Genomic DNA, 19,310 nt, shown 5'->3' with positions numbered 1-19,310 from the left:
TCGGCGAGCGCGCGTGCACCCTGCTGCACATGCCACAAGCCCCCGAAACCACCGGTTACCGCCCCCTCTTCGCCGTACGCGAGTTCCGTGCCGTCTTCGTCGCGCACGCGTTCTCGGTCCTCGGGCTCGTGGTCAGTGAGATCGCCCTGTCCGTCCTCGTCTACGACCTGACGGGCTCTCCGCTGATGAGCGCCCTGACGTTCGCGCTCGGCTTCCTCCCCTATCTCATCGGAGGGACCCTCCTCGCCGGCCTGGTGGACCGCTTCCCGGTCCGTCGGGTCCTGGTGGTGTGCGACCTGGTGTGCGCGGGGTGCGTGGGCGTGATGGTGGTGCCGGGCGCGCACATCGCGGTACTGCTGGCCATGCGCTGCGCGCTCGCCATGGTCGCCCCGCTGTTCCAGGGGGCGCGGACGGCGACGCTCACCGATGTCCTCGGCGACGGAGAGCTGTTCGTGCTGGGCCGCTCCCTGCTGCGGATCGTCGCGCAGGGCGCGCTGCTCGCCGGGTTCGGGCTCGGCGGTGTGCTGCTCGGCGTCGTACCGCCGCGTGGTGCGCTGCTCATCACCGTGTGCACCTTCCTGGCCTCCGCCGCGCTGCTGCGGTTCGGCACCCGGCGGCGGCCCGCGCGGGCCCATCGAGGCCAGGCGCTGGTGCGGGACTCGCTCCGCGGCACCCGGCGGATCCTCGCCGACCGGCGCGTGCGCGTGCTGCTCCTGCTGTTCTGGGTGCCGCCGATGTTCGCCGTCGCGCCGGAGGCCCTGGCCGCGCCGTACGCCGACGGGCTCGGCACCGGCTCGGCCGGGCTCGGCCTGCTGATGTGCGCGCTGCCGGTCGGCGCGATCGCGGGTGAGCTGTACGCGGGGTCGAGGCTGCGGCCCGCGACCCGTACCCGGCTCGCCCTGCCCCTCGTCTGCGTCACGTTGCTGCCGTACGCCGGGTACGCGCTGCGGCCCGGGCTCGCCGGATCGCTGGTCCTGCTGCTGCTCGCGGGCGCCGGATCGGCGTACTCGCTCGGGCTGGACCAGTGGTTCGTGGCGGCGGTGCCCGAGGAGGTGCGCGGGCGGGCCATGACCTTGAACACCGCCGGGCTGATGACCGTCCAGGGGGTGGGGATGGCGCTGTCGGGGACCGTGGCGGAGTTCGCCGGGGTGCGGGCGACGGTCGCGGGCGCGGGGGTGCTCGGCACCGTCTGCTGTCTGTTCCTGGTGGTGGAGGCGCGGCGTACGGAAGGGGCGGGAATCCCGGCCCCGCAGGGGTCGGCGACCGAAACGCGAGACGGGGCTGACCACGATGTGACCGGCCGGTAAGGTCTTTGGCGTGCCGAAGCCGCTCAGTCTTGCCTTCGATCCCATCGCCCGCGCCGACGAACACTGGAAGCAGCGCTGGGGATCCGTGCCGTCCATGGCCGCGATCACCTCGATCATGCGCGCGCACCAGATCCTGCTCGCCGAGGTGGACGCGGTCGTCAAGCCGTACGGACTGACCTTCGCGCGGTACGAGGCGCTGGTGCTGCTCACCTTCTCCAAGGCGGGCGAGCTGCCGATGTCCAAGATCGGGGAGCGGCTCATGGTGCACCCGACGTCCGTCACGAACACCGTGGACCGGCTGGTGACGTCCGGGCTCGTCGACAAGCGGCCCAACCCCAACGACGGGCGCGGCACGCTCGCCTCCATCACCGAGAAGGGCCGCGAGGTCTGCGACGCGGCCACCCGTGACCTGATGGCGATGGACTTCGGGCTCGGGGCGTACGACGCCGAGGAGTGCGCGGAGATCTTCGCGATGCTGCGGCCGCTGCGGATCGCCGCGCGGGACTTCGAGGACGAGTAGGGCCCCACTTCCAGGACGAGTGGAGTCTCGCTTCGAAGGCGAGTGGGGGCGGCCGAAGATCGTGCAAAAGGGGCCGTTACGCTCGTACGCATGAAGAAGAGCGTGCTGACCCGCTACCGCGTGATGGCCTACGTCACCGGTGTGCTGCTGGTCCTGCTGACCCTCGGCGTGATCGCCAAGTACCTGCTCGACATGGACGGTGCCGTGGACTTCACCCGCGTCGTCGCCATCGCGCACGGCTGGCTGTACGTCGTGTACCTGATCTTCGCCTTCGACCTGGGCTCCAAGGCGAAGTGGCCGGTCGGCAAGCAGCTGTGGGTGCTGCTGGCCGGGACGATCCCCACGGCGGCCTTCTTCGTGGAGCGCAAGATCTCCCGCGAGCTGGAGTCCAGGGTCGCGGACGGCTCTCCCGCGGTCGCGAAGGCGTAACTCTCACCGCCGTACGGCAACGTACGGCGGTTTGCCATCGACATTTACTAGGACGTCCTAGTAAATTCGAGGGTATGGACGCTGACGCCATCGAGGAGGGCCGCCGACGCTGGCAGGCCCGCTATGACGCTTCGCGCAAGCGCGAGGCCGACTTCACCACGCTCTCCGGTGACCCCGTGGAGCCCGTGTACGGGCCGCGGCCCGGGGACGAGTACGAGGGCTTCGAGCGGATCGGCTGGCCGGGCGAGTACCCCTTCACCCGCGGCCTCTATCCGACCGGCTACCGAGGGCGTACGTGGACCATCCGGCAGTTCGCCGGGTTCGGCAACGCCGAGCAGACCAACGAGCGCTACAAGATGATCCTCGCCAACGGCGGCGGCGGCCTCTCCGTCGCCTTCGACATGCCCACGCTCATGGGGCGCGACTCCGACGACCCGCGCTCGCTCGGCGAGGTCGGGCACTGCGGGGTCGCGATCGACTCGGCCGCCGACATGGAGGTCCTGTTCAAGGACATCCCGCTGGGTGACGTCACGACCTCGATGACCATCAGCGGTCCGGCCGTTCCCGTCTTCTGCATGTACCTGGTCGCGGCCGAGCGGCAGGGTGTCGACCCCGCCGTGCTGAACGGCACGCTCCAGACCGACATCTTCAAGGAGTACATCGCGCAGAAGGAGTGGCTCTTCCAGCCCGAGCCGCACCTTCGCCTCATCGGGGACCTGATGGAGCACTGCGCCGAGAAGATCCCCGCGTACAAACCGCTCTCCGTCTCCGGGTACCACATCCGGGAGGCGGGCTCCACGGCCGCGCAGGAGCTGGCGTACACGCTGGCGGACGGTTTCGGGTACGTGGAGCTCGGGCTGTCGCGCGGACTCGACGTGGACGTCTTCGCGCCCGGTCTCTCCTTCTTCTTCGACGCGCACCTCGACTTCTTCGAGGAGATCGCCAAGTTCCGGGCGGCGCGGCGGATCTGGGCCCGCTGGATGCGGGACGTGTACGGCGCCCGGTCCGAGAAGGCGCAGTGGCTCCGCTTCCACACGCAGACGGCCGGTGTCTCACTGACCGCCCAGCAGCCGTACAACAACGTCGTCCGTACGGCGGTGGAGGCGCTCGCGGCGGTGTTGGGCGGCACGAACTCCCTCCACACCAACGCGCTGGACGAGACGCTCGCGCTGCCGTCCGAACAGGCCGCGGAGATCGCCCTGCGTACGCAGCAGGTGCTGATGGAGGAGACGGGCGTCGCCAACGTGGCCGACCCGCTGGGTGGTTCCTGGTACGTGGAGCAGCTCACCGACCGGATCGAGGCCGACGCGGAGAAGATCTTCGAGCAGATCAAGGAGCGGGGGCTGCGGGCGCATCCCGACGGGCAGCACCCGATCGGGCCGGTCACTTCCGGGATTCTCCGGGGGATCGAGGACGGGTGGTTCACCGGGGAGATCGCGGAGTCGGCGTTCCAGTACCAGCGGGCGCTCGAGAAGGGCGACAAGCGGGTGGTGGGTGTCAATGTCCACCATGGGTCCGTGACCGGGGATCTGGAGATTCTTCGGGTCAGTCATGAGGTGGAGCGGGAGCAGGTGCGGGTGCTGGGGGGTCGTAAGGCGGGGCGGGACGAGGGGGATGTGCGGGGGGCTCTCGATGCGATGCTCGCTGCCGCGCGGGACGGGTCGAACATGATTGGGCCCATGCTGGACGCGGTGCGGGCCGAGGCGACGCTGGGTGAGATCTGTGACGTCCTGCGGGACGAGTGGGGCATCTACACGGAGCCGGCGGGCTTCTGAGCGCCTTTCCTCGCCCCCGCCGCCCCTACCCGTCCCATCCTTCTGGGGCTCCGCCCCAGACCCCGTAGGGCGGTTCTTCGGCTGCGGGTGGGTGGGGGCCGGCCCAAAAGATTGCGCAGTTCCCCGCGCCCCTTTCAGGGGCGCGGGGAACTGCGCAGTCTTTTAAGGGGGTCAGGGCTGGCTTGTTGCGCCTGTCAGGCCCAGGAGTAGTACTCGGGTGAGGCTGCGGACCCACTCCTCGTCCGCCGGCTCCGCGCTGACGAGGGTGCGATGGACCACGGCACCGGCGACCATGTCGAAGATGAGGTCGGCGGTGCGGGCGGCGGTGGCCGGGTCGGGCTCCGAGGGGAGTTCGCCGCGGGCGGTGGCGCGGGCGCGGCCCTCCACGACGAGGCGTTTCTGGCGGTCGACGATCGACGTACGGATGCGTTCGCGGAGAGGTTCGTCACGGGTGGACTCCGCCACCACCGCCATCAGCGCCGTCTTCGCCTCCGGACGGCCCAGAATCGCCGCGAACTGCAGCACCACGCCCTCGATGTCGGCGGCCAGGCTGCCCCGGTCGGGGAGCTCCAGCTCGTCGAAGAGCACGGCCACCGCGTCGACCACGAGTTCGTTCTTTCCCGCCCAGCGGCGGTAGAGGGTCGTCTTGGCGACCCCGGCGCGGGTCGCCACGTCTCCCAACGTCAGCTTGGACCAGCCCAGTTCGACCAGTGCCGCGCGCGTCGCCTCCAGGATCGCGGCGTCCGCGGCGGCACTGCGCGGGCGCCCCGTACGGGGGGCGGAAGTGCGGCTCTGCATGTCAGTGACCATATCCGGCGACGGCTGGGGGCATGGGGAGGCTGTGCGGAGGCCGTTCAGAGGTCATTCGGCGGGCATCGCGTGACGATAACCGGCGGTTCTGTGAAGCCGTGAGGGAGATCACCGGGGGAGGGGCGTCAGCGGTGCCCGGAGAGAGTTACGCTACGGGTCGTAGCGAAAGCTGGCGCACAGGAATGCGCGCGAGCGGCAGTCGCAGCGACAACCACTGGCGCCAGGTGGGGACCCGGCGCCCAGCGAGACCGATCAAGACGTAACAGGCCTGGCTTTCACCACGCTTTTCACACGTGCGCGCGGAAGGGGGAGGATGTACTCATGCAGCCACGGAACATGTCCATGAGCGGAGTCGTCGACCTCGCCGCGGTGAAGGCGGCCCAGGAGGCCAAGGCGAAGGCGGAGCAGGTGCGCGCCGAAGCGGCCAGGCAGGGCGGCGGAGGCGGGGCCGTATCCCCCGCCAGCCTCGTCATCGACGTCGACGAGGCGGGTTTCGAGCACGACGTCCTGCAGCGCTCCACCGAGGTCCCGGTCGTCATCGACTTCTGGGCCGAGTGGTGCGAGCCCTGCAAGCAGCTGAGCCCGGTGCTCGAGCGGCTGGCCGTCGAGTACAACGGACGCTTCGTTCTCGCCAAGATCGACGTCGACGCCAACCAGATGCTGATGCAGCAGTTCGGGGTCCAGGGGATTCCGGCGGTGTTCGCCGTCGTCGCCGGACAGGCGCTGCCGCTCTTCCAGGGAGCGGCCGGTGAGGCGCAGATCCGGGGGACCCTCGACCAGCTCGTGCAGGTCGCCGAACAGCGCTTCGGCCTCACCGGCCTGGCCGTCGACCCCGATGCCGAGCCCGGCAGCGCCCCGGTGGCGCCCGAGATTCCGGCGGGACCGTACGACGCGCTCCTCGAAGCCGCCGTGCAGGCCCTGGACGCGGGTGACTTGGGCGGTGCCGTCCAGGCGTACAAGAACGTACTGAGCGACGACCCGGGCAACATGGAGGCCAAACTGGGCCTTGCCCAGGCCGAGTTGCTCCAGCGGGTACAGAGCGCCGATCCGCAGCAGGTGCGCAAGGACGCCGCTGAGAAGCCGGGCGACGTACAGGCGCAGATCGCCGCGGCCGACCTGGACCTCGTGGGCGGGCATGTCGAAGACGCGTTCGGGCGGCTCATCGACGCGGTGGGGCGTACGGCGGGCGACGACCGTGATGCCGTACGGCTGCGGCTGCTCGAACTGTTCGAGGTTGTCGGGGCCGATGACCCGCGGGTGACCGCGGCGCGCCGGGCGCTGGCCAGGGCGCTGTTCTGACCTGTTCCTAAACGTCGGGGCTTGTGATGCCCAGGTGAAAGATTGGCCACCAGAGCGACATGTGGCCGCGCTTTACCAAATCTTGGTAAACGCGGCCGCTGTTACTTGGAGTAAGTCTGGGGCCTTGATCTGTCGGATTCCGTCCATGGATCAACCGTTTTGCCCACCGGGGTCACGCCACCCTGCGTCGCCGACCGATACCCACGGGTCGTTGTTCGGTTATCCCCCCGTTACTAGCGAGTAACGAACCCCCTTGTGCGGGCGGCGAGAATGCACCACGATCGGCGACGCTCGGTCCATTACCCCTACTCCGACAGCCAATCGGGTCAAGGGGTTTTCTGGGTCCCCACCGAGTAGAGCCGATGGTTGTGTCGCCGGCTCTTGGGCAGGGGGGTCTTTGCCAATCGGCAGAGCCTGCCCAGCAGGTTGTGCGTGATGTGTGTCAGGCGCGACCAGTGGTTGTCGCTCGGGGGTGATCGCCGGTGAATCGGGTGTTGTTCGCACCTCCGAGGACGGGCGCTCTCCTTCCCGAGGACGTAGCACTTCTCCCATCCCTGCCCGGCTGAGCCGCCGACATGGGGCAGTCAGGGCCAGGAGATGTACGTCCGAGAAGGAGGAAATATGGAGTCCCAGGTGCGTGGCGGGACCAGATGGAAGCGGTTCGCGGTCGTGATGGTGCCCAGCGTGGCCGCCACGGCAGCGATAGGTGTCGCCCTCGCGCAGGGCGCTCTGGCCGCGTCGTTCAGCGTTTCCGGTCAGTCGTTCAAGGTGACGGCGGACAAGCTTGAAGGTACGGGCTTCGTCCAGTACGGAGCCATTGACTCGGGTTACAACCTCGACGGCACCAAGACGGCTCACCCCGTCGCCGTCTCGGGTTTCAAGACCGCGTCGCTGACCAACATGTGCCAGTCGGTGGTCACCCCGAACATCCCGCTGCTCGGCTCTGTCAGCCTGACGCTGAAGGCGGGCGGCGACGGTACGCCGGTCGAGGCCGAGAACCTCTACGTCGACGTCGAGGACCTGCAGGCCAACGCGGTCTTCAAGGGCATCGACATCGGTGTTGCGGCCAAGGACGCCAGCAAGGGTCCGGGCATCTCCAAGGGTGACACGGCCAACCCCTACGGGTTCGCCCAGCAGGCCGAGTCGGCCACGCTGACGGATGTCAAGCAGACGGCGTGGGCGACCACTGCCGGCACGTTCAAGCTCAGCGGCCTGAAGATGTCAGTGTCCAAGGGCGTCAAGGAGTGCTACTAGGCACTCCAGGGGCGGGCGGGGGAGCCTAGGCTGCCTCGCCCGCCCCGCTCCTTCCGCCGTACGCGTCCTTCTCCTACGCGTACTTTTCACAGCAAAGCCGTTCCAGGGAGCTGTTTTCCATGAGCGCCGAGACTCCTGCCGCGCCCGGCCAGAACGAGCACTACCTCACCGTGTTCCGGCGGAACTTCCGCGCCTGGAGGGGCAACCGTCCGTTCTGGGCCGGCCTGTTCATCCTGCTCGGCGGTTTCCCCATCGCCTACTTTCCGTACGCGCACCTCCAGGTCGGCCATCTGACGCTGGCGATGGCCACCACAGCCGGCGCGGGCTCCCTGATCATCGGCGTGCTGCTGGGCGTGCTGGGCGTCAGTCTCTGGTTCCAGAAGCACGTACGGACCTTCGCGGGTGTCGCGGCGATCCTCCTCGCGCTGGTCTCCATTCCGGTGGCCAACCTCGGTGGCTTCCTGATGGGCTTCCTGCTCGCCATGATCGGCGGCGCGATGGCGGTTGCCTGGGTGCCGGGCGAGCCCGACACGGATCCGTCCGCGTCGGGATACAAGAGCGCGGGCGACACCTCGAAGACCCTGAACACCCCGAACACCCCGAACACCCCGGACAGCCCGGCCCCCGAGGCCGCCCAGCCCGAGGCCGTGTACGGCGTGGACGAGCCGAACGACCTGTACGGAACGAGCCCGGCGAACGGGGCGAACGGGAGGCACAGTGCCGGCTGACGAGGCGATCCATGGGACTGATGTGGACGAGTCCCGTGTGAGAACCGGGCCGCGGCACGCGGCCCCAAGGAAGCCGCTGTTCACCCGGTTCCACATGCCGGCCGGCAAGGCGATCGCGCTGGCCGCGATGCCCACCGCGGTCCTCATGGGGATAGGGCTCACCCCGACCCTCGCCAACGCCGAGGACCACCCGACGTCCAAGAGTCTGACGGCCGACGAGTACCAGGCTTGCGTCGAGGCCGTGGACGGCACGGACGCGTCGGACTCGGCGTCGCCCTCGGCCTCCGCCTCTGCTTCCGACTCCGCCTCGCCGAGCGCGACCGAGTCCGCCGACAAGGCCACGCCGACCCCCTCGGCGTCCTCGGGCACGTCCTCTTCGTCGGATTCAGGTTCCGACGACACGGCCGAGCCCACACCGTCGGCGTCCTCGTCCTCCGCGAGTACGTCGAGCAAGTCGTCGGACAGCGGTACGTCCACGGCGACCCCCTCGGCGTCCGCGAGCAGCGGCAGCGTGCTGGACACCATCGGCGATGCGATCACCGACGTCCTCACGGGCGGCGGCGACTCCTCGACGAGCTCCAGCCCCACGCCGTCCGCCACGGCCAGCGCGAGCGCGAGTGCGAGCGAGGACACGTCCTCCAGCGCCTCCGACACCGTCAAGGACACGACCGACAAGGTCACCAAGACGGTCGAGGACACCGTGAAGGACACCACCGACACGGCGTCCAAGGCGGCCTCGGACGCCACGGACACGGTGACGAAGGCGGCCGACGCGGCCACCGCGTCCCCGAGCCCCTCCGCGAGCTCCACGACGGACGCGTCGGACTGCCCGGTCGCGACCGACGACGAGGGCGGCGTCGACAACCCCGTGACCCTGCCCGACGACCCCTGGTACCTGGACGCCAGCTCGCTGCTCCTCAAGGGCGCCGACTACCAGGGCATCGTGAAGGTGAAGACGGCCGACGGATCGACCAAGAAGGTCCTGAAGTACGTCATCTCCGACGGCACCGACATCGGCGATCTGCACCAGACGGTGAAGGACAAGCAGTCCGGCAAGACCTACCACGTGCAGGCTGCCAGCGGCTCGACGTCCACCATCCGTGACGGTAAGACGATCATGTACACGGAGAGCATCTCCGGCAACCTGTTCGGTCTGATCCCGATCACGTTCAGCCCGGACAACCCTCCGCCGCTGAACATCCCGCTGATCTACTTCACCAAGGTGAAGGTCGTCCAGGCCGGCCAGTTCGGCGGCACGCTGACCATCCCCGGGCTGCACTCCTACCAGGACTGAGCGCCCCCAGACCCGTCCGGGAGCCGCAGAAACACTGAGGGCGCCCCCTGTTCGCAGGGGGCGCCCTCAGTGGCGTACGGGGACCGTAGGTCAGGCGTGGTCGCTCTCGCCCAGGTGGTGCACCCGGACCATGTTGGTGGTGCCGGGGACGCCGGGGGGCGAACCCGCGGTCATCACGACGACGTCGCCGTCGTTGAAGCGCTTGAGCTTCTGGAGCTCCTGGTCGACCAGGTCGACCATCTCGTCGGTGCTGTTCACGAACGGCACGACGTGGGACTCGACGCCCCAGCTGAGCGTCAGCTGGTTGCGGGTGCCCTCGTCCGTGGTGAAGGCCAGGATCGGCTGGAGCGCGCGATAGCGGGACAGCCGGCGGGCGGTGTCACCGGACTTGGTGAAGGCCACCAGGCCCTTGCCGCCGAGGAAGTCGGCGATCTCGCAGGCGGCGCGGGCGACCGAACCGCCCTGCGTGCGCGGCTTCTTGCCGGGAACCAGCGGCTGCAGGCCCTTGGAGAGGAGTTCCTCCTCGGCCGCGACGACGATCTTCGACATCGTCTTCACGGTCTCGATCGGGTACGCGCCCACGCTCGACTCGGCCGACAGCATGACCGCGTCCGCGCCGTCCAGGATCGCGTTGGCGACGTCGGAGGCCTCGGCGCGCGTCGGGCGGGAGTTGGTGATCATCGACTCCATCATCTGGGTCGCGACGATCACCGGCTTGGCGTTGCGGCGGCACAGCTCCACGAGGCGCTTCTGCACCATCGGGACCTTCTCCAGCGGGTACTCCACGGCCAGGTCGCCACGGGCCACCATCACCGCGTCGAACGCCGCGACGACGCCCTCCATGTGCTCGACCGCCTGCGGCTTCTCCACCTTGGCGATGACGGGGACCCGGCGGCCCTCCTCGTCCATCACCTTGTGGACGTCGTTCACGTCGTTGGCGTCGCGCACGAAGGACAGGGCGACCATGTCGCAGCCCATCTTCAGGGCGAAGCGCAGGTCCTCGACGTCCTTCTCCGACAGCGCCGGCACGTTCACGGCCGCGCCGGGCAGGTTGATGCCCTTGTGGTCGGAGATCACGCCGCCCTCGATGACGACCGTCTTGACCTGCGTACCGTCGACCTCGACGACCTTCAGCTCGACGTTGCCGTCGTTGATGAGGATCGGGTCGCCCTTGGAGACATCGCCGGGCAGACCCTTGTAGGTCGTGCCGCAGATGTGCTTGTCCCCGGGAACGTCCTCGACGGTGATGGTGAACTCGTCACCACGCTCCAGCTCGACGGGACCCTCGGCGAAGGTCTCCAGGCGGATCTTCGGGCCCTGGAGGTCGGCGAGCACACCGATGGCCTTGCCGGTCTCGGCCGAGGCGGCCCGGACGCGGTCGTACCGCCCCTGGTGCTCTTCGTGCGTGCCATGGCTGAAGTTGAAGCGGGCCACATTCATGCCGGCTTCGATCAGCGCGACGAGCTTCTCGTGGGAGTCGACCGCGGGGCCGAGAGTACAGACGATTTTCGAACGGCGCATGGGGCGATCCTATCGGTTTGTTTCGCTACGGAATATTCCGTCTGGTGGAAGATACAAATGGGCGGGTAGGTGCTCAGGCGTTGCTCTCCGCGAACTCAGTCATTGCTCTCTCCGACCAGCGCATACGTCTGTGTGGCGATCTCCAGTTCCTCGTCCGTCGGCACCACGGCGACCGCGACCCGCGCGTACTGCGGCGAGATGAGCCGCGGCTCGTCGCCGCGTACGGCGTTCAGGTCGCTGTCGACCGCGAGACCCAGTTCCTCCAGGCCGGCGATCGCGGCCTCGCGCACCGGGGCGGCGTTCTCGCCCACTCCGGCGGTGAAGGCGATGGCGTCCACCCGGCCGAGGACCGCGTAGTAGGCGCCGATGTACTTCTTCAGGCGGTGGATGTAGATGTCGAAGGCGAGCCGCGCCCGCTCGTCACCCTCGTCGACACGACGGCGGATCTCCCGCATGTCGTTGTCGCCGCACAGACCGATCAGGCCGCTCTTCTTGTTGAGCAAAGTGTCGATCTCGTCTGTGGACATCCCCCCAACACGCATCAAATGGAAGATGACCGCGGGATCCATGTCACCGGAGCGGGTCCCCATCACGAGCCCCTCCAGCGGTGTGAGCCCCATGGAGGTGTCCACGCACCGGCCGCCGCGCACGGCCGACGCCGAAGCCCCGTTGCCCAGGTGCAGCACGATGACGTTGACGTCCTCCGGCGCCCTGCCCAGGAGCTCCGCGGTGGCCCGGGACACATAGGCGTGCGAGGTGCCGTGGAAGCCGTACCGGCGGATGCGGTGCTCGTCGGCGGTCTTCACGTCGATCGCGTAGCGCGCCGCCGACTCCGGCATCGTCGTGTGGAAGGCGGTGTCGAAGACGGCGACCTGGGGGAGGTCGGGGCGCAGCGCCATGGCCGTACGGATGCCCGTGAGGTTCGCCGGGTTGTGCAGCGGAGCCACCGGGATCAGCCGCTCGATCTCGGCGAGCACGGAGTCGTCGATGACGGTCGGGTCGGTGAAGGTCTTCCCGCCGTGCACGACCCGGTGGCCGATCGCCGCCAGCTCGGGGGAGTCCAGACCGAGCCCGTCCTTGGCCAGCTCGGCGGCGACGGCCTTGAGGGCGGCCTCGTGGTCGGCGATGGGGGCGTTCGTCTCACGGGACTCGCCGGTGGTGAGCGCCGTGTGCTTGAGACGGGAGGTCTCCTCGCCGATTCGCTCCACCAGGCCCACGGCCAGCCGGCTGCTGTCGCGCATGTCGAGCAGCTGGTACTTCACCGACGACGAGCCGGAGTTGAGGACGAGGACGCGGGTGCCGGTCACTGCTGGAAAGCCTTCTGGTCGGAGGTCTGGGCCTGGATCGCCGTGATGGCGACGGTGTTGACGATGTCCTGGACGAGCGCGCCGCGGGACAGGTCGTTGACGGGCTTGCGCAGACCCTGCAGAACCGGACCGACGGCGATCGCGCCGGCCGAGCGCTGCACGGCCTTGTAGGTGTTGTTGCCGGTGTTGAGGTCCGGGAAGATCAGCACGGACGCCTGCCCGGCGACCTCCGAGTCCGGCAGCTTGGTCGCCGCGACCGACGGCTCGACGGCGGCGTCGTACTGGATGGGCCCCTCGATCCGCAGATCGCCGCGGCGCAGCCGCACCAGCTCGGTCGCCTCGCGCACCTTGTCGACGTCGGCGCCGGAACCGGACGTACCCGTCGAGTACGACAGCATCGCGATCCGCGGTTCGACCCCGAACTGCTCGGCCGTGGTGGCCGACTGGATGGCGATGTCGCAGAGCTGCTCGGCGTTCGGGTCCGGGTTCACGGCACAGTCGCCGTAGACGAGGACCTTGTCGGCGAGGCACATGAAGAAGACGGACGAGACGATCTTCGAGTCCGGCCGGGTCTTGATGATCTCGAAGGCGGGCCGGATGGTGGCGGCCGTGGAGTGCACCGAACCCGACACCATGCCGTCGGCGAGGCCCTCCTGCACCATCAGCGTGCCGAAGTAGTTCACGTCGGCGACGACGTCGTACGCCAGCTCCACGGTGACGCCCTTGTGGGCGCGCAGCTTGGAGTACTTCTCGGCGAAGGAATCCCGCAGCGGGGAGGTGTGCGGGTCGATGAGCTGGGTGGCGCCGAGGTCGATGCCCAGGTCGGCGGCCTTCTTGCGGATCTGGTCGACCGGGCCGAGCAGCGTCAGGTCACAGACCCCCCGGCGCAGCAGCACCTCGGCGGCGTGCAGGACGCGCTCCTCGGTGCCCTCGGGGAGGACGACACGGCGCTTGTCGGAGCGGGCCTGCTCCAGCAGCTTGTGCTCGAACATCATCGGCGTGACCCGGTCGCTGCTCGGCGCGGACACCCGCTTCAGCAGGTCACTGGTGTCCACATGCCGCTCGAACAGGCCGAGCGCCGTCTCCGCCTTGCGGGGCGTGGCCGCGTTCAGCTTCCCCTCCAGGCCGAAGAGTTCGGTCGCGGTCGGGAAGGAGTTCCCGGCCACGGAGACGACGGGGGTGCCCGGCGCGAGGCGGGCCGCGAGGGTGAGGATCTCGTCGCTGGGCCGCTCGTTCAGGGTGAGCAGCACACCGGCGATCGGGGGAGTGCCGGCGCTGTGCGCGGCGAGCGAGCCGACGACGAGGTCGGCGCGGTCGCCCGGGGTGACCACGAGACACCCGGGGGTCAGCGCGTTCAGGAAGTTCGGCAGCATCGCGCCGCCGAAGACGAAGTCCAGCGCGTCACGGGCCAGCCCCGCGTCGTCGCCGAGGAGCACCTTGCCGCCGAGAGCCTGGGTGATCTGCGCGACGGTGGGCGCGGACAGCGCGGGCTCGTCCGGGAGGACGTAACAGGGCACGGGAAGACGGCTGTCGAGCCGCTCGAGTATCCCGGCGCGGTCGGCCGCGGCCACCCGGTTCACGATCATGGCGAGAACGTCGCAGCCCAGACCGTCGTAGGCGCGGTAGGCGTTGCGCGTCTCGGCGCGTACGGACTCGGCGGTCTGGCCACGGCCGCCGACGACCGGGATGACCGAGGCGCCGAACTCGTTCGCCAGCCGGGCGTTGAGCGCCAGCTCGTCGGGGAACTGGGTGTCGGCGTAGTCGGTGCCGAGGACGAGGACGACGTCGTAGTCCCGCGCGACCGCGTGGAAGCGGTTCACCAGCGAGGAGACCAGCTCGTCCGCGCCCTGCTCGGCCTGGAGCGCGGACGCCTCGTGGTAGTCCATGCCGTACACCGTCGACGGGTCCTGCGCCAGCCGGTAGCGGGAGCGCAGCAGCTCGAAGAGGCGGTCCGGGCCGTCGTGCACGAGCGGACGGAACACCCCCACCCGGTCGACCTGGCGGGTCAGGAGCTCCATGACCCCCAGCTCGACGACCTGGCGGCCGTCGCCGCGGTCGATCCCGGTCACATACACGCTGCGCGTCACGCGTGCTCCATCCGTTTCGTCTCGTCTTCGTCTGCGTCGGTCTGCGTCGGTCTGCGTCGCTCGGCGGCGGTCTGCTTCGCGTTCGTCTTCGTCGCGAGGTGGTGATTTTCCGGCTCAGAAAAATGGCCCGCTGACGTGAGCAGAACCCTCTTGACAATACCTCTGCGGGTAGCTAAGGCGCCCGCCAGGGAGAACGCCCTGGTGGAGTGGGTGGGAGCGGCGGTGCCCTGTGGGCCGTGAAACAATCGGATTGGCTCACCGGTATCAACAGCGAGCAGGAGACACAGCACGATGCGCATCGGAGTTCTCACCGCAGGCGGCGACTGCCCGGGCCTGAACGCAGTGATCCGATCGGTCGTGCACCGAGCGGTCACCAACTTCGGGGACGAGGTCGTCGGCTTCGAGGACGGCTACGCCGGCCTGCTCGAAGGCCACTACCGCACCCTCGACCTGGACGCGGTCAGCGGCATCCTCGCCCGTGGCGGCACCATTCTCGGCTCCTCCCGCCTCCAGCGCGACCGGCTCCGCGAGGCCTGCGACAACGCGCAGGACATGGCCCGCGAATTCGGCATCGACGTGCTCATCCCGATCGGCGGCGAGGGCACGCTGACCGCCGCGCGCATGCTGTCGGACGCGGGGCTGCCGGTCGTCGGCGTCCCCAAGACGATCGACAACGACATCTCCTCGACGGACCGCACCTTCGGCTTCGACACGGCGGTGGGCGTGGCCACGGAGGCCATGGACCGCCTCAAGACGACGGCCGAATCCCACCAGCGCGTGATGGTCGTCGAGGTCATGGGCCGGCACGCCGGCTGGATCGCCCTGGAGTCCGGCATGGCCGCCGGCGCCCACGGCATCTGCCTGCCCGAGCGCGCCTTCGACCCGGCCGACCTGGTCAAAATGGTCGAGGAGCGCTTCGCCCGCGGCAAGAAGTTCGCGGTCGTCTGCGTCGCCGAGGGCGCCCACCCCGCCGAGGGCACCATGGACTACGGCCACGGCGCGATCGACCAGTTCGGCCACGAGCGCTTCCAGGGCATCGGCGCGGCCCTCGCGTACGAGCTGGAGCGCCGCCTCGGCAAGGAGGCCAAGCCGGTCATCCTCGGCCACATCCAGCGCGGCGGCACGCCGACCGCGTACGACCGCGTACTCGCCACCCGCTTCGGCTGGCACGCGGTCGAGGCCGCGCACCGCGGTGAGTTCGGCAAGATGACGGCGCTGCGGGGCACGGACGTCATGATGGTGCCGCTGCACGAGGCGGTCACTGAGCTGAAGACGGTGCCGAAGGATCGGATGGACGAGGCGGAGTCCGTTTTCTAGCAGGCGGCTACTGGTGCTTCTTACAGGCGGCTACTAGTGCGTATCTAGTGCGTACTAGTACGTGCTTCTTTGGACCATCGACCAAAAGTGATCGACGATCCGGTCGAGGAAGTCCCGGCCGGACTCGCTGGAGTCGGCGGCCGCCGAGCCGCCGCCCCAGCTCAGGGTGGCGACCATCTGCCCCTGGTAGTCCGTGTGCATCTCCTCCAGGACGTTCTCCAGGAGGTGCCGGTCCAGGGGCACCATCTTGGCGACCGGCCGCACATACGCCTGCCAGCGCGTCGTCATCGCGCTGCGCAGCAGCTCCGCGAGCTTGTCGTTGCGCCCCGTCACCGTGATGAAGTCGGGCAGCGAGAGGTCGAGGACGTCGGCGAGCATGGCCGACTGCCGTTCGTTGCCACGCCACTCGTCGGACTCCTCCATCCGCTGGTACGCGAGGAGTTCGAGGCCTACGGTGCGGGCGACGTCCTCCGGGGCGAGGCCGCGGGCGACGCGGTGCTCGCGCAGGGTGCGGGGGGCGCCGATGAGTTCGCCCGGGGAGCACCACAGGACTCCGGCGAGGGCCGTGAGTTCCGGGCCGCTCGGGGCGGTGATGCCGCGTTCCCAGGCGGCCACGAGGTCGGGTGTGACGTACGGCAGCCCGTATGAGGCTCTCATCCCGTACGCGACGTGCTCGGGCCCCATTCCGAGCGCCGCGCGCAGTTTGCGGGCGGCGGGGGCGTTGAAGGGCGGGGTGGGCTGATGGGCTTGCGGTTGCTGCACGCGCACAAAGTATGGGTCCGGGGCAGCGGTGACTACGGTCTGTTCGGCCACAATTACAGATTGTAGGAACATACGGTTCCGGCCGCGGGCCGGGTTCGGGTGTGGTTTTTCGCCCCCGCCGCCCCTACCCGTCCCATCCCCAGGGGCTCTGCCCCTTCGACCCCGTTGGGTTGTGTGTCGGGTTCGGGTGGGTGGGGGCTGGTGCAAAAGATTGCGCAGTTCCCCGCGCCCCTAAAAGGGGCGCGGGGAACTGCGTGAGCAACCCCCGCCGGCCCGCAGACGACTGTGGCGCAATCTGTGAGGGGGGTCTGGGAGCGCAGCCCCCAGGAACGGCGGGGGCGAAAAACCGGCGGTGGGTGTCAGCCGGTGTAGGTGGCCAGGGTTTTTGTGAAGGCGTACTTCGACTGGTTGATGCCGCTGCACTCGTCGGCCTCGCTGCCGGCGGCGCAGGACCGGTCGCGGTTCACGGACCAGAGGGAAACGCGCGCGAGGTGGTGCTTCTTCGCGTACGTCACCATCGCCTTGAAGCCGGCGACCGTGACGGTTTCTCCGTCCGAGTCGGTCACACCGTTCATCGTGGAGAACCCGACCTCGCGATACGCGGCCCCCGAAGAAATCCCGTACGCATCGGCGACCACATCCTTCAGCCCCTTCACCGCGGACTTGGTGGCCGCCACCATGTCGGTCTCCCCCTGCTCGAAGTCGAACGGCATCACGGCCCAGCCATCGACCTCCAGCCGCTTGGCCGCAGCACGCCGAACCAGGTCCGTGCCGACCGTGCCCGGCCCCTCGGGCCCACTGCCGAAGGTGACGTACACCTTCAGATCGGGATTCTTCGCCTTGACGGTCTTGAGCGCGCCGACGACCCGCTTGCGCACGGAGGACTTCGTGAACTCGGTCCCCTCGATGTCGATGTCGATAGAGCCGAGGTCGTAGGCGTCGACGACCTTCTGATACGCGGCGGCGAGCGCGGCGACAGACCCGCACTTCTCCCCGAGCTTGGCGCCGCCGGCCCCGCCGAACGACACGGTGACATCGCCGCCGGCCTTCCGGATGGCCTTGATGGCAGCCGCGTCGGTCCCGCCCGTCAGCCGGCGCTCACCGTCCCACTTCGGCGTGCAGGTCCCGTCCGAGAGCATGAAGGCGAGGGTGAACTGGGTGATGCCGGTGGCCGACATGACCTTGGTGGGGGAGGGCGGGTCGCCCCAGCCGAGGTACAGGTAGGGGCCGTTGAGTCCGCCGGCGAGGGTCGTGGATGATGCCGCCTCGCCTTCCGGGGCCGTGGCGAACCAGAGGCAGCCGGCAGCGAGTGCGGTGGCCGCCATGGTGGCGAGGGGTCTGTGGCTCATGCGGGTAAAAGCTAGTTAAGCGGCATGGTCACACCAAGGTGTGGATCATGAGTTCCTTCTCAGGCGGGTGAGAAGTGAATGAGTGGTGAGTGGTGAGTGGTGAGCGGCAGGGCGTTGAGCGGCGTCGAGCGGCGTCGCGGTCAGAACCGGTCTTAGCGTCAAGTTCTCGGCCACGGGCGCCCGTCCAGGCGCTCCACATCCATGTTGAACCGCTTGAGATACGCGGCCAACGCGGCGGCCTCCTCCGGCTCCCAGCCCGCCATCACCTTCTCCAGGCCGCCGACGTTCTCGGCCCGCGCCGCCGCAAGGCTGCGCTCGCCCTCGCTCGTGACGCGGAACCTGCGAGCGATGCCGCCGCCGGGGTCCGGAATGCGCTCGACCAGGCCGCTACGGAGCATGGCCGCGGTCTGGCGGTTGAGCGTGGACGTGTCCAGGCCGAAGGCCTCGCTGAGCCCGCCGATGGACATCGGGCCTTCCACGCTGAGCCGGCTGAGCAGGGTGTACGCGCTGCGGTCCAGCAGACCGCCGCCACGCCGGGGCCGCGGGGCGGTCAGGCTGAGATGCCGCCCGAGCACCATCGTCTCGAACTCGATCAGGTGCGTGGGCTTGTCCACACCGGTCCCCTCCCCGCAGTAGTGAGCAGCAGTCAGCAGTCGGCAGCAGTCAACAGCAGTCACGCAGTACTCGCGCAGTAGTCATCCCTTGACCGCGCCGCCCAGCGCAAACCCGCCCCCCAGCCGCCGGGCGATCAGCACGTACAGAAGCAGCACCGGCGTCGAGTAGATGACCGAGAACGCCGCCAGTTGCCCGTACACCACCATTCCCCGATTCCCGAAGAACTCATTGATGCTCACGGACGCCGGCATCTGGTCCGGTGTCAGCAGCAGCATGAACGGGACGAAGAAGTTCCCCCACATCATCACGAAGGAGAAGACCGTCACCACGGCCACGCCCGGTCCCATCAGCGGCAGCACGATCCGTACCAGTGACTGGAAGGACGACGCCCCGTCCGTCCAGGCCGCCTCCTCCAGCTCCTTCGGCACACCGTCCATGAAGTTCTTCATCAGCCAGATGGCGAAGGGAAGTTGGGAGGCCGCGAAGAAGAAGATCGTGCCCTGCATGGTGTCGATCAGATTGACCCGCACGAACAGCGCGTACACCGGCACCATGATCGCCGTGATCGGCAGGCTCGTCGCGAAGAGGATCGTCAGGAGGAACGGGCGGTTCAGGCGCGAGCGGAATCGCGACAGGGGATACGCCGCCAGTGCCGCGCACACCACCGTCAGCAGCGTTCCGCCCCCGCACAGGATCAGGCTGTTGAGCATCGGGGTGAAGGTGATGTCCGGCTTCAGTACGGCGTCGAAGTTGGCGAGGGTGACACCGTCCGGCACCTTCACCGTCAGGCCGGCGTGCGCGTCCAGGGCCGACAGGACCACCCAGGCGAGCGGCAGCGCGAACGCGGCCGCCAGGGCCAGGAGTCCGGCATCCGCCGCCAGACGTCGCCCCGTACGGCGGGACCTGAACGGCGTACCCCGAGTCGACAGGGCCATC

Annotated in this window: 18 protein-coding genes; 9 read left to right on the top strand and 9 right to left on the bottom strand. The window is 68.9% G+C overall.

From position 1 onward, the window contains the following. Window positions 1-29: 29 nt before the first annotated feature. The 4 genes from OIC96_RS14910 to OIC96_RS14895 all read left to right on the top strand — a co-directional run bounded on the left by OIC96_RS14910 (window position 30) and on the right by OIC96_RS14895 (window position 4,031). Window positions 30-1,307, top strand: coding sequence for an MFS transporter (locus OIC96_RS14910; protein WP_330307367.1), 1,278 nt, complete (start codon window positions 30-32; stop codon window positions 1,305-1,307). Window positions 1,308-1,317: 10 nt separating this feature from the next. Next, entirely contained in the window at window positions 1,318-1,827 is a 510-nt protein-coding gene (locus tag OIC96_RS14905; protein ID WP_330307368.1) for a MarR family winged helix-turn-helix transcriptional regulator, read from the top strand. Between the two features lie 90 nt (window positions 1,828-1,917). Next, window positions 1,918-2,256, top strand: a complete 339-nt coding sequence (locus OIC96_RS14900; protein WP_327431807.1) for a DUF3817 domain-containing protein — start codon at window positions 1,918-1,920, stop codon at window positions 2,254-2,256. Window positions 2,257-2,330: 74 nt separating this feature from the next. Continuing rightward, entirely contained in the window at window positions 2,331-4,031 is a 1,701-nt protein-coding gene (locus tag OIC96_RS14895; protein ID WP_330307369.1) for an acyl-CoA mutase large subunit family protein, read from the top strand. A gap of 171 nt (window positions 4,032-4,202) precedes the next feature. Here the strand turns inward: OIC96_RS14895 and OIC96_RS14890 are convergent, their stop codons facing one another. Further along, window positions 4,203-4,829, bottom strand: a complete 627-nt coding sequence (locus OIC96_RS14890) for a TetR/AcrR family transcriptional regulator (protein ID WP_330307370.1) — start codon at window positions 4,827-4,829, stop codon at window positions 4,203-4,205. 333 nt (window positions 4,830-5,162) lie between these two features. On the opposite strand from OIC96_RS14890, the gene OIC96_RS14885 reads away from it, so the two are divergent. The 4 genes from OIC96_RS14885 to OIC96_RS14870 all read left to right on the top strand — a co-directional run bounded on the left by OIC96_RS14885 (window position 5,163) and on the right by OIC96_RS14870 (window position 9,416). Continuing rightward, window positions 5,163-6,140 carry a tetratricopeptide repeat protein gene (locus tag OIC96_RS14885; RefSeq protein WP_330307371.1) on the top strand — a complete coding sequence of 326 codons (978 nt, stop codon included), beginning with the start codon at window positions 5,163-5,165 and terminating at the stop codon, window positions 6,138-6,140. Between the two features lie 621 nt (window positions 6,141-6,761). Further along, window positions 6,762-7,394, top strand: coding sequence for a DUF6230 family protein (locus tag OIC96_RS14880; RefSeq protein WP_330307372.1), 633 nt, complete (start codon window positions 6,762-6,764; stop codon window positions 7,392-7,394). Between the two features lie 119 nt (window positions 7,395-7,513). After that, a complete protein-coding gene (locus tag OIC96_RS14875) occupies window positions 7,514-8,122 on the top strand; it encodes a DUF6114 domain-containing protein (RefSeq protein ID WP_330307373.1) in 609 nt (202 codons plus the stop codon). After that, a complete protein-coding gene (locus tag OIC96_RS14870) occupies window positions 8,112-9,416 on the top strand; it encodes a hypothetical protein (protein ID WP_330307374.1) in 1,305 nt (434 codons plus the stop codon). Before OIC96_RS14875 ends, OIC96_RS14870 begins: the two co-directional genes overlap by 11 nt. Before the next feature lie 90 nt (window positions 9,417-9,506). On the opposite strand, the gene pyk is transcribed toward OIC96_RS14870, so the two are convergent. The 4 genes from pyk to OIC96_RS14850 all read right to left on the bottom strand — a co-directional run bounded on the left by pyk (window position 9,507) and on the right by OIC96_RS14850 (window position 14,630). Continuing rightward, window positions 9,507-10,937, bottom strand: a complete 1,431-nt coding sequence (gene pyk / locus OIC96_RS14865) for a pyruvate kinase (protein ID WP_327431814.1) — start codon at window positions 10,935-10,937, stop codon at window positions 9,507-9,509. Window positions 10,938-11,032: 95 nt separating this feature from the next. After that, complete coding sequence (locus OIC96_RS14860; RefSeq protein ID WP_330307375.1) at window positions 11,033-12,244, bottom strand: acetate kinase; 1,212 nt, start codon at window positions 12,242-12,244, stop codon at window positions 11,033-11,035. Continuing rightward, complete coding sequence (gene pta / locus OIC96_RS14855; RefSeq protein WP_330307376.1) at window positions 12,241-14,331, bottom strand: phosphate acetyltransferase; 2,091 nt, start codon at window positions 14,329-14,331, stop codon at window positions 12,241-12,243. The genes OIC96_RS14860 and pta overlap by 4 nt, the downstream gene beginning before the upstream one ends. Next, window positions 14,328-14,630 (bottom strand): hypothetical protein, encoded by a 303-nt coding sequence (locus tag OIC96_RS14850; RefSeq protein WP_330307377.1) that lies wholly within the window; start codon window positions 14,628-14,630, stop codon window positions 14,328-14,330. The genes pta and OIC96_RS14850 overlap by 4 nt, the downstream gene beginning before the upstream one ends. Here OIC96_RS14850 and OIC96_RS14845 point away from each other — a divergent pair. Then, window positions 14,623-15,648 carry an ATP-dependent 6-phosphofructokinase gene (locus tag OIC96_RS14845; RefSeq protein WP_330307378.1) on the top strand — a complete coding sequence of 342 codons (1,026 nt, stop codon included), beginning with the start codon at window positions 14,623-14,625 and terminating at the stop codon, window positions 15,646-15,648. The two genes, OIC96_RS14850 and OIC96_RS14845, sit on opposite strands and share 8 nt — an antisense overlap. A gap of 54 nt (window positions 15,649-15,702) precedes the next feature. Here the strand turns inward: OIC96_RS14845 and OIC96_RS14840 are convergent, their stop codons facing one another. The 4 genes from OIC96_RS14840 to OIC96_RS14825 all read right to left on the bottom strand — a co-directional run bounded on the left by OIC96_RS14840 (window position 15,703) and on the right by OIC96_RS14825 (window position 19,309). Continuing rightward, window positions 15,703-16,332, bottom strand: a complete 630-nt coding sequence (locus OIC96_RS14840; protein ID WP_406502284.1) for an XRE family transcriptional regulator — start codon at window positions 16,330-16,332, stop codon at window positions 15,703-15,705. 437 nt (window positions 16,333-16,769) lie between these two features. Beyond that, window positions 16,770-17,759, bottom strand: a complete 990-nt coding sequence (locus OIC96_RS14835; protein ID WP_330307380.1) for a chitinase — start codon at window positions 17,757-17,759, stop codon at window positions 16,770-16,772. 158 nt (window positions 17,760-17,917) lie between these two features. Continuing rightward, entirely contained in the window at window positions 17,918-18,337 is a 420-nt protein-coding gene (locus OIC96_RS14830) for a MarR family transcriptional regulator (RefSeq protein WP_330310288.1), read from the bottom strand. Between the two features lie 117 nt (window positions 18,338-18,454). Further along, window positions 18,455-19,309 (bottom strand): carbohydrate ABC transporter permease, encoded by an 855-nt coding sequence (locus tag OIC96_RS14825; protein WP_330307381.1) that lies wholly within the window; start codon window positions 19,307-19,309, stop codon window positions 18,455-18,457. Window position 19,310 lies beyond the last annotated feature (1 nt).

Source organism: Streptomyces sp. NBC_00775, from assembly GCF_036347135.1.
Taxonomy (GTDB): Bacteria; Actinomycetota; Actinomycetes; order Streptomycetales; family Streptomycetaceae; genus Streptomyces; species Streptomyces lutosisoli.
The sequence above is the reverse complement of the archived record's forward strand: the minus strand, read 5'-3'. Positions and strand labels throughout refer to the sequence as shown.

What these genes read in the sequence shown, in the direction of transcription:
- OIC96_RS14910 (WP_330307367.1), top strand. Translation starts at nt 30, where the DNA reads ATGCCACAAGCCCCCGAAACCACCGGTTACCGCCCCCTCTTCGCCGTA.
- OIC96_RS14900 (WP_327431807.1), top strand. Translation starts at nt 1,918, where the DNA reads ATGAAGAAGAGCGTGCTGACCCGCTACCGCGTGATGGCCTACGTCACC.
- OIC96_RS14895 (WP_330307369.1), top strand. Translation starts at nt 2,331, where the DNA reads ATGGACGCTGACGCCATCGAGGAGGGCCGCCGACGCTGGCAGGCCCGC.
- OIC96_RS14890 (WP_330307370.1), bottom strand. Translation starts at nt 4,829, where the DNA reads ATGCAGAGCCGCACTTCCGCCCCCCGTACGGGGCGCCCGCGCAGTGCC.
- OIC96_RS14885 (WP_330307371.1), top strand. Translation starts at nt 5,163, where the DNA reads ATGCAGCCACGGAACATGTCCATGAGCGGAGTCGTCGACCTCGCCGCG.
- OIC96_RS14880 (WP_330307372.1), top strand. Translation starts at nt 6,762, where the DNA reads ATGGAGTCCCAGGTGCGTGGCGGGACCAGATGGAAGCGGTTCGCGGTC.
- OIC96_RS14875 (WP_330307373.1), top strand. Translation starts at nt 7,514, where the DNA reads ATGAGCGCCGAGACTCCTGCCGCGCCCGGCCAGAACGAGCACTACCTC.
- pyk (WP_327431814.1), bottom strand. Translation starts at nt 10,937, where the DNA reads ATGCGCCGTTCGAAAATCGTCTGTACTCTCGGCCCCGCGGTCGACTCC.
- OIC96_RS14845 (WP_330307378.1), top strand. Translation starts at nt 14,623, where the DNA reads ATGCGCATCGGAGTTCTCACCGCAGGCGGCGACTGCCCGGGCCTGAAC.
- OIC96_RS14850 (WP_330307377.1), bottom strand. Translation starts at nt 14,630, where the DNA reads ATGCGCATCGTGCTGTGTCTCCTGCTCGCTGTTGATACCGGTGAGCCA.
- OIC96_RS14840 (WP_406502284.1), bottom strand. Translation starts at nt 16,332, where the DNA reads ATGGGGCCCGAGCACGTCGCGTACGGGATGAGAGCCTCATACGGGCTG.
- OIC96_RS14835 (WP_330307380.1), bottom strand. Translation starts at nt 17,759, where the DNA reads ATGAGCCACAGACCCCTCGCCACCATGGCGGCCACCGCACTCGCTGCC.
- OIC96_RS14830 (WP_330310288.1), bottom strand. Translation starts at nt 18,337, where the DNA reads ATGGTGCTCGGGCGGCATCTCAGCCTGACCGCCCCGCGGCCCCGGCGT.
- OIC96_RS14825 (WP_330307381.1), bottom strand. Translation starts at nt 19,309, where the DNA reads ATGGCCCTGTCGACTCGGGGTACGCCGTTCAGGTCCCGCCGTACGGGG.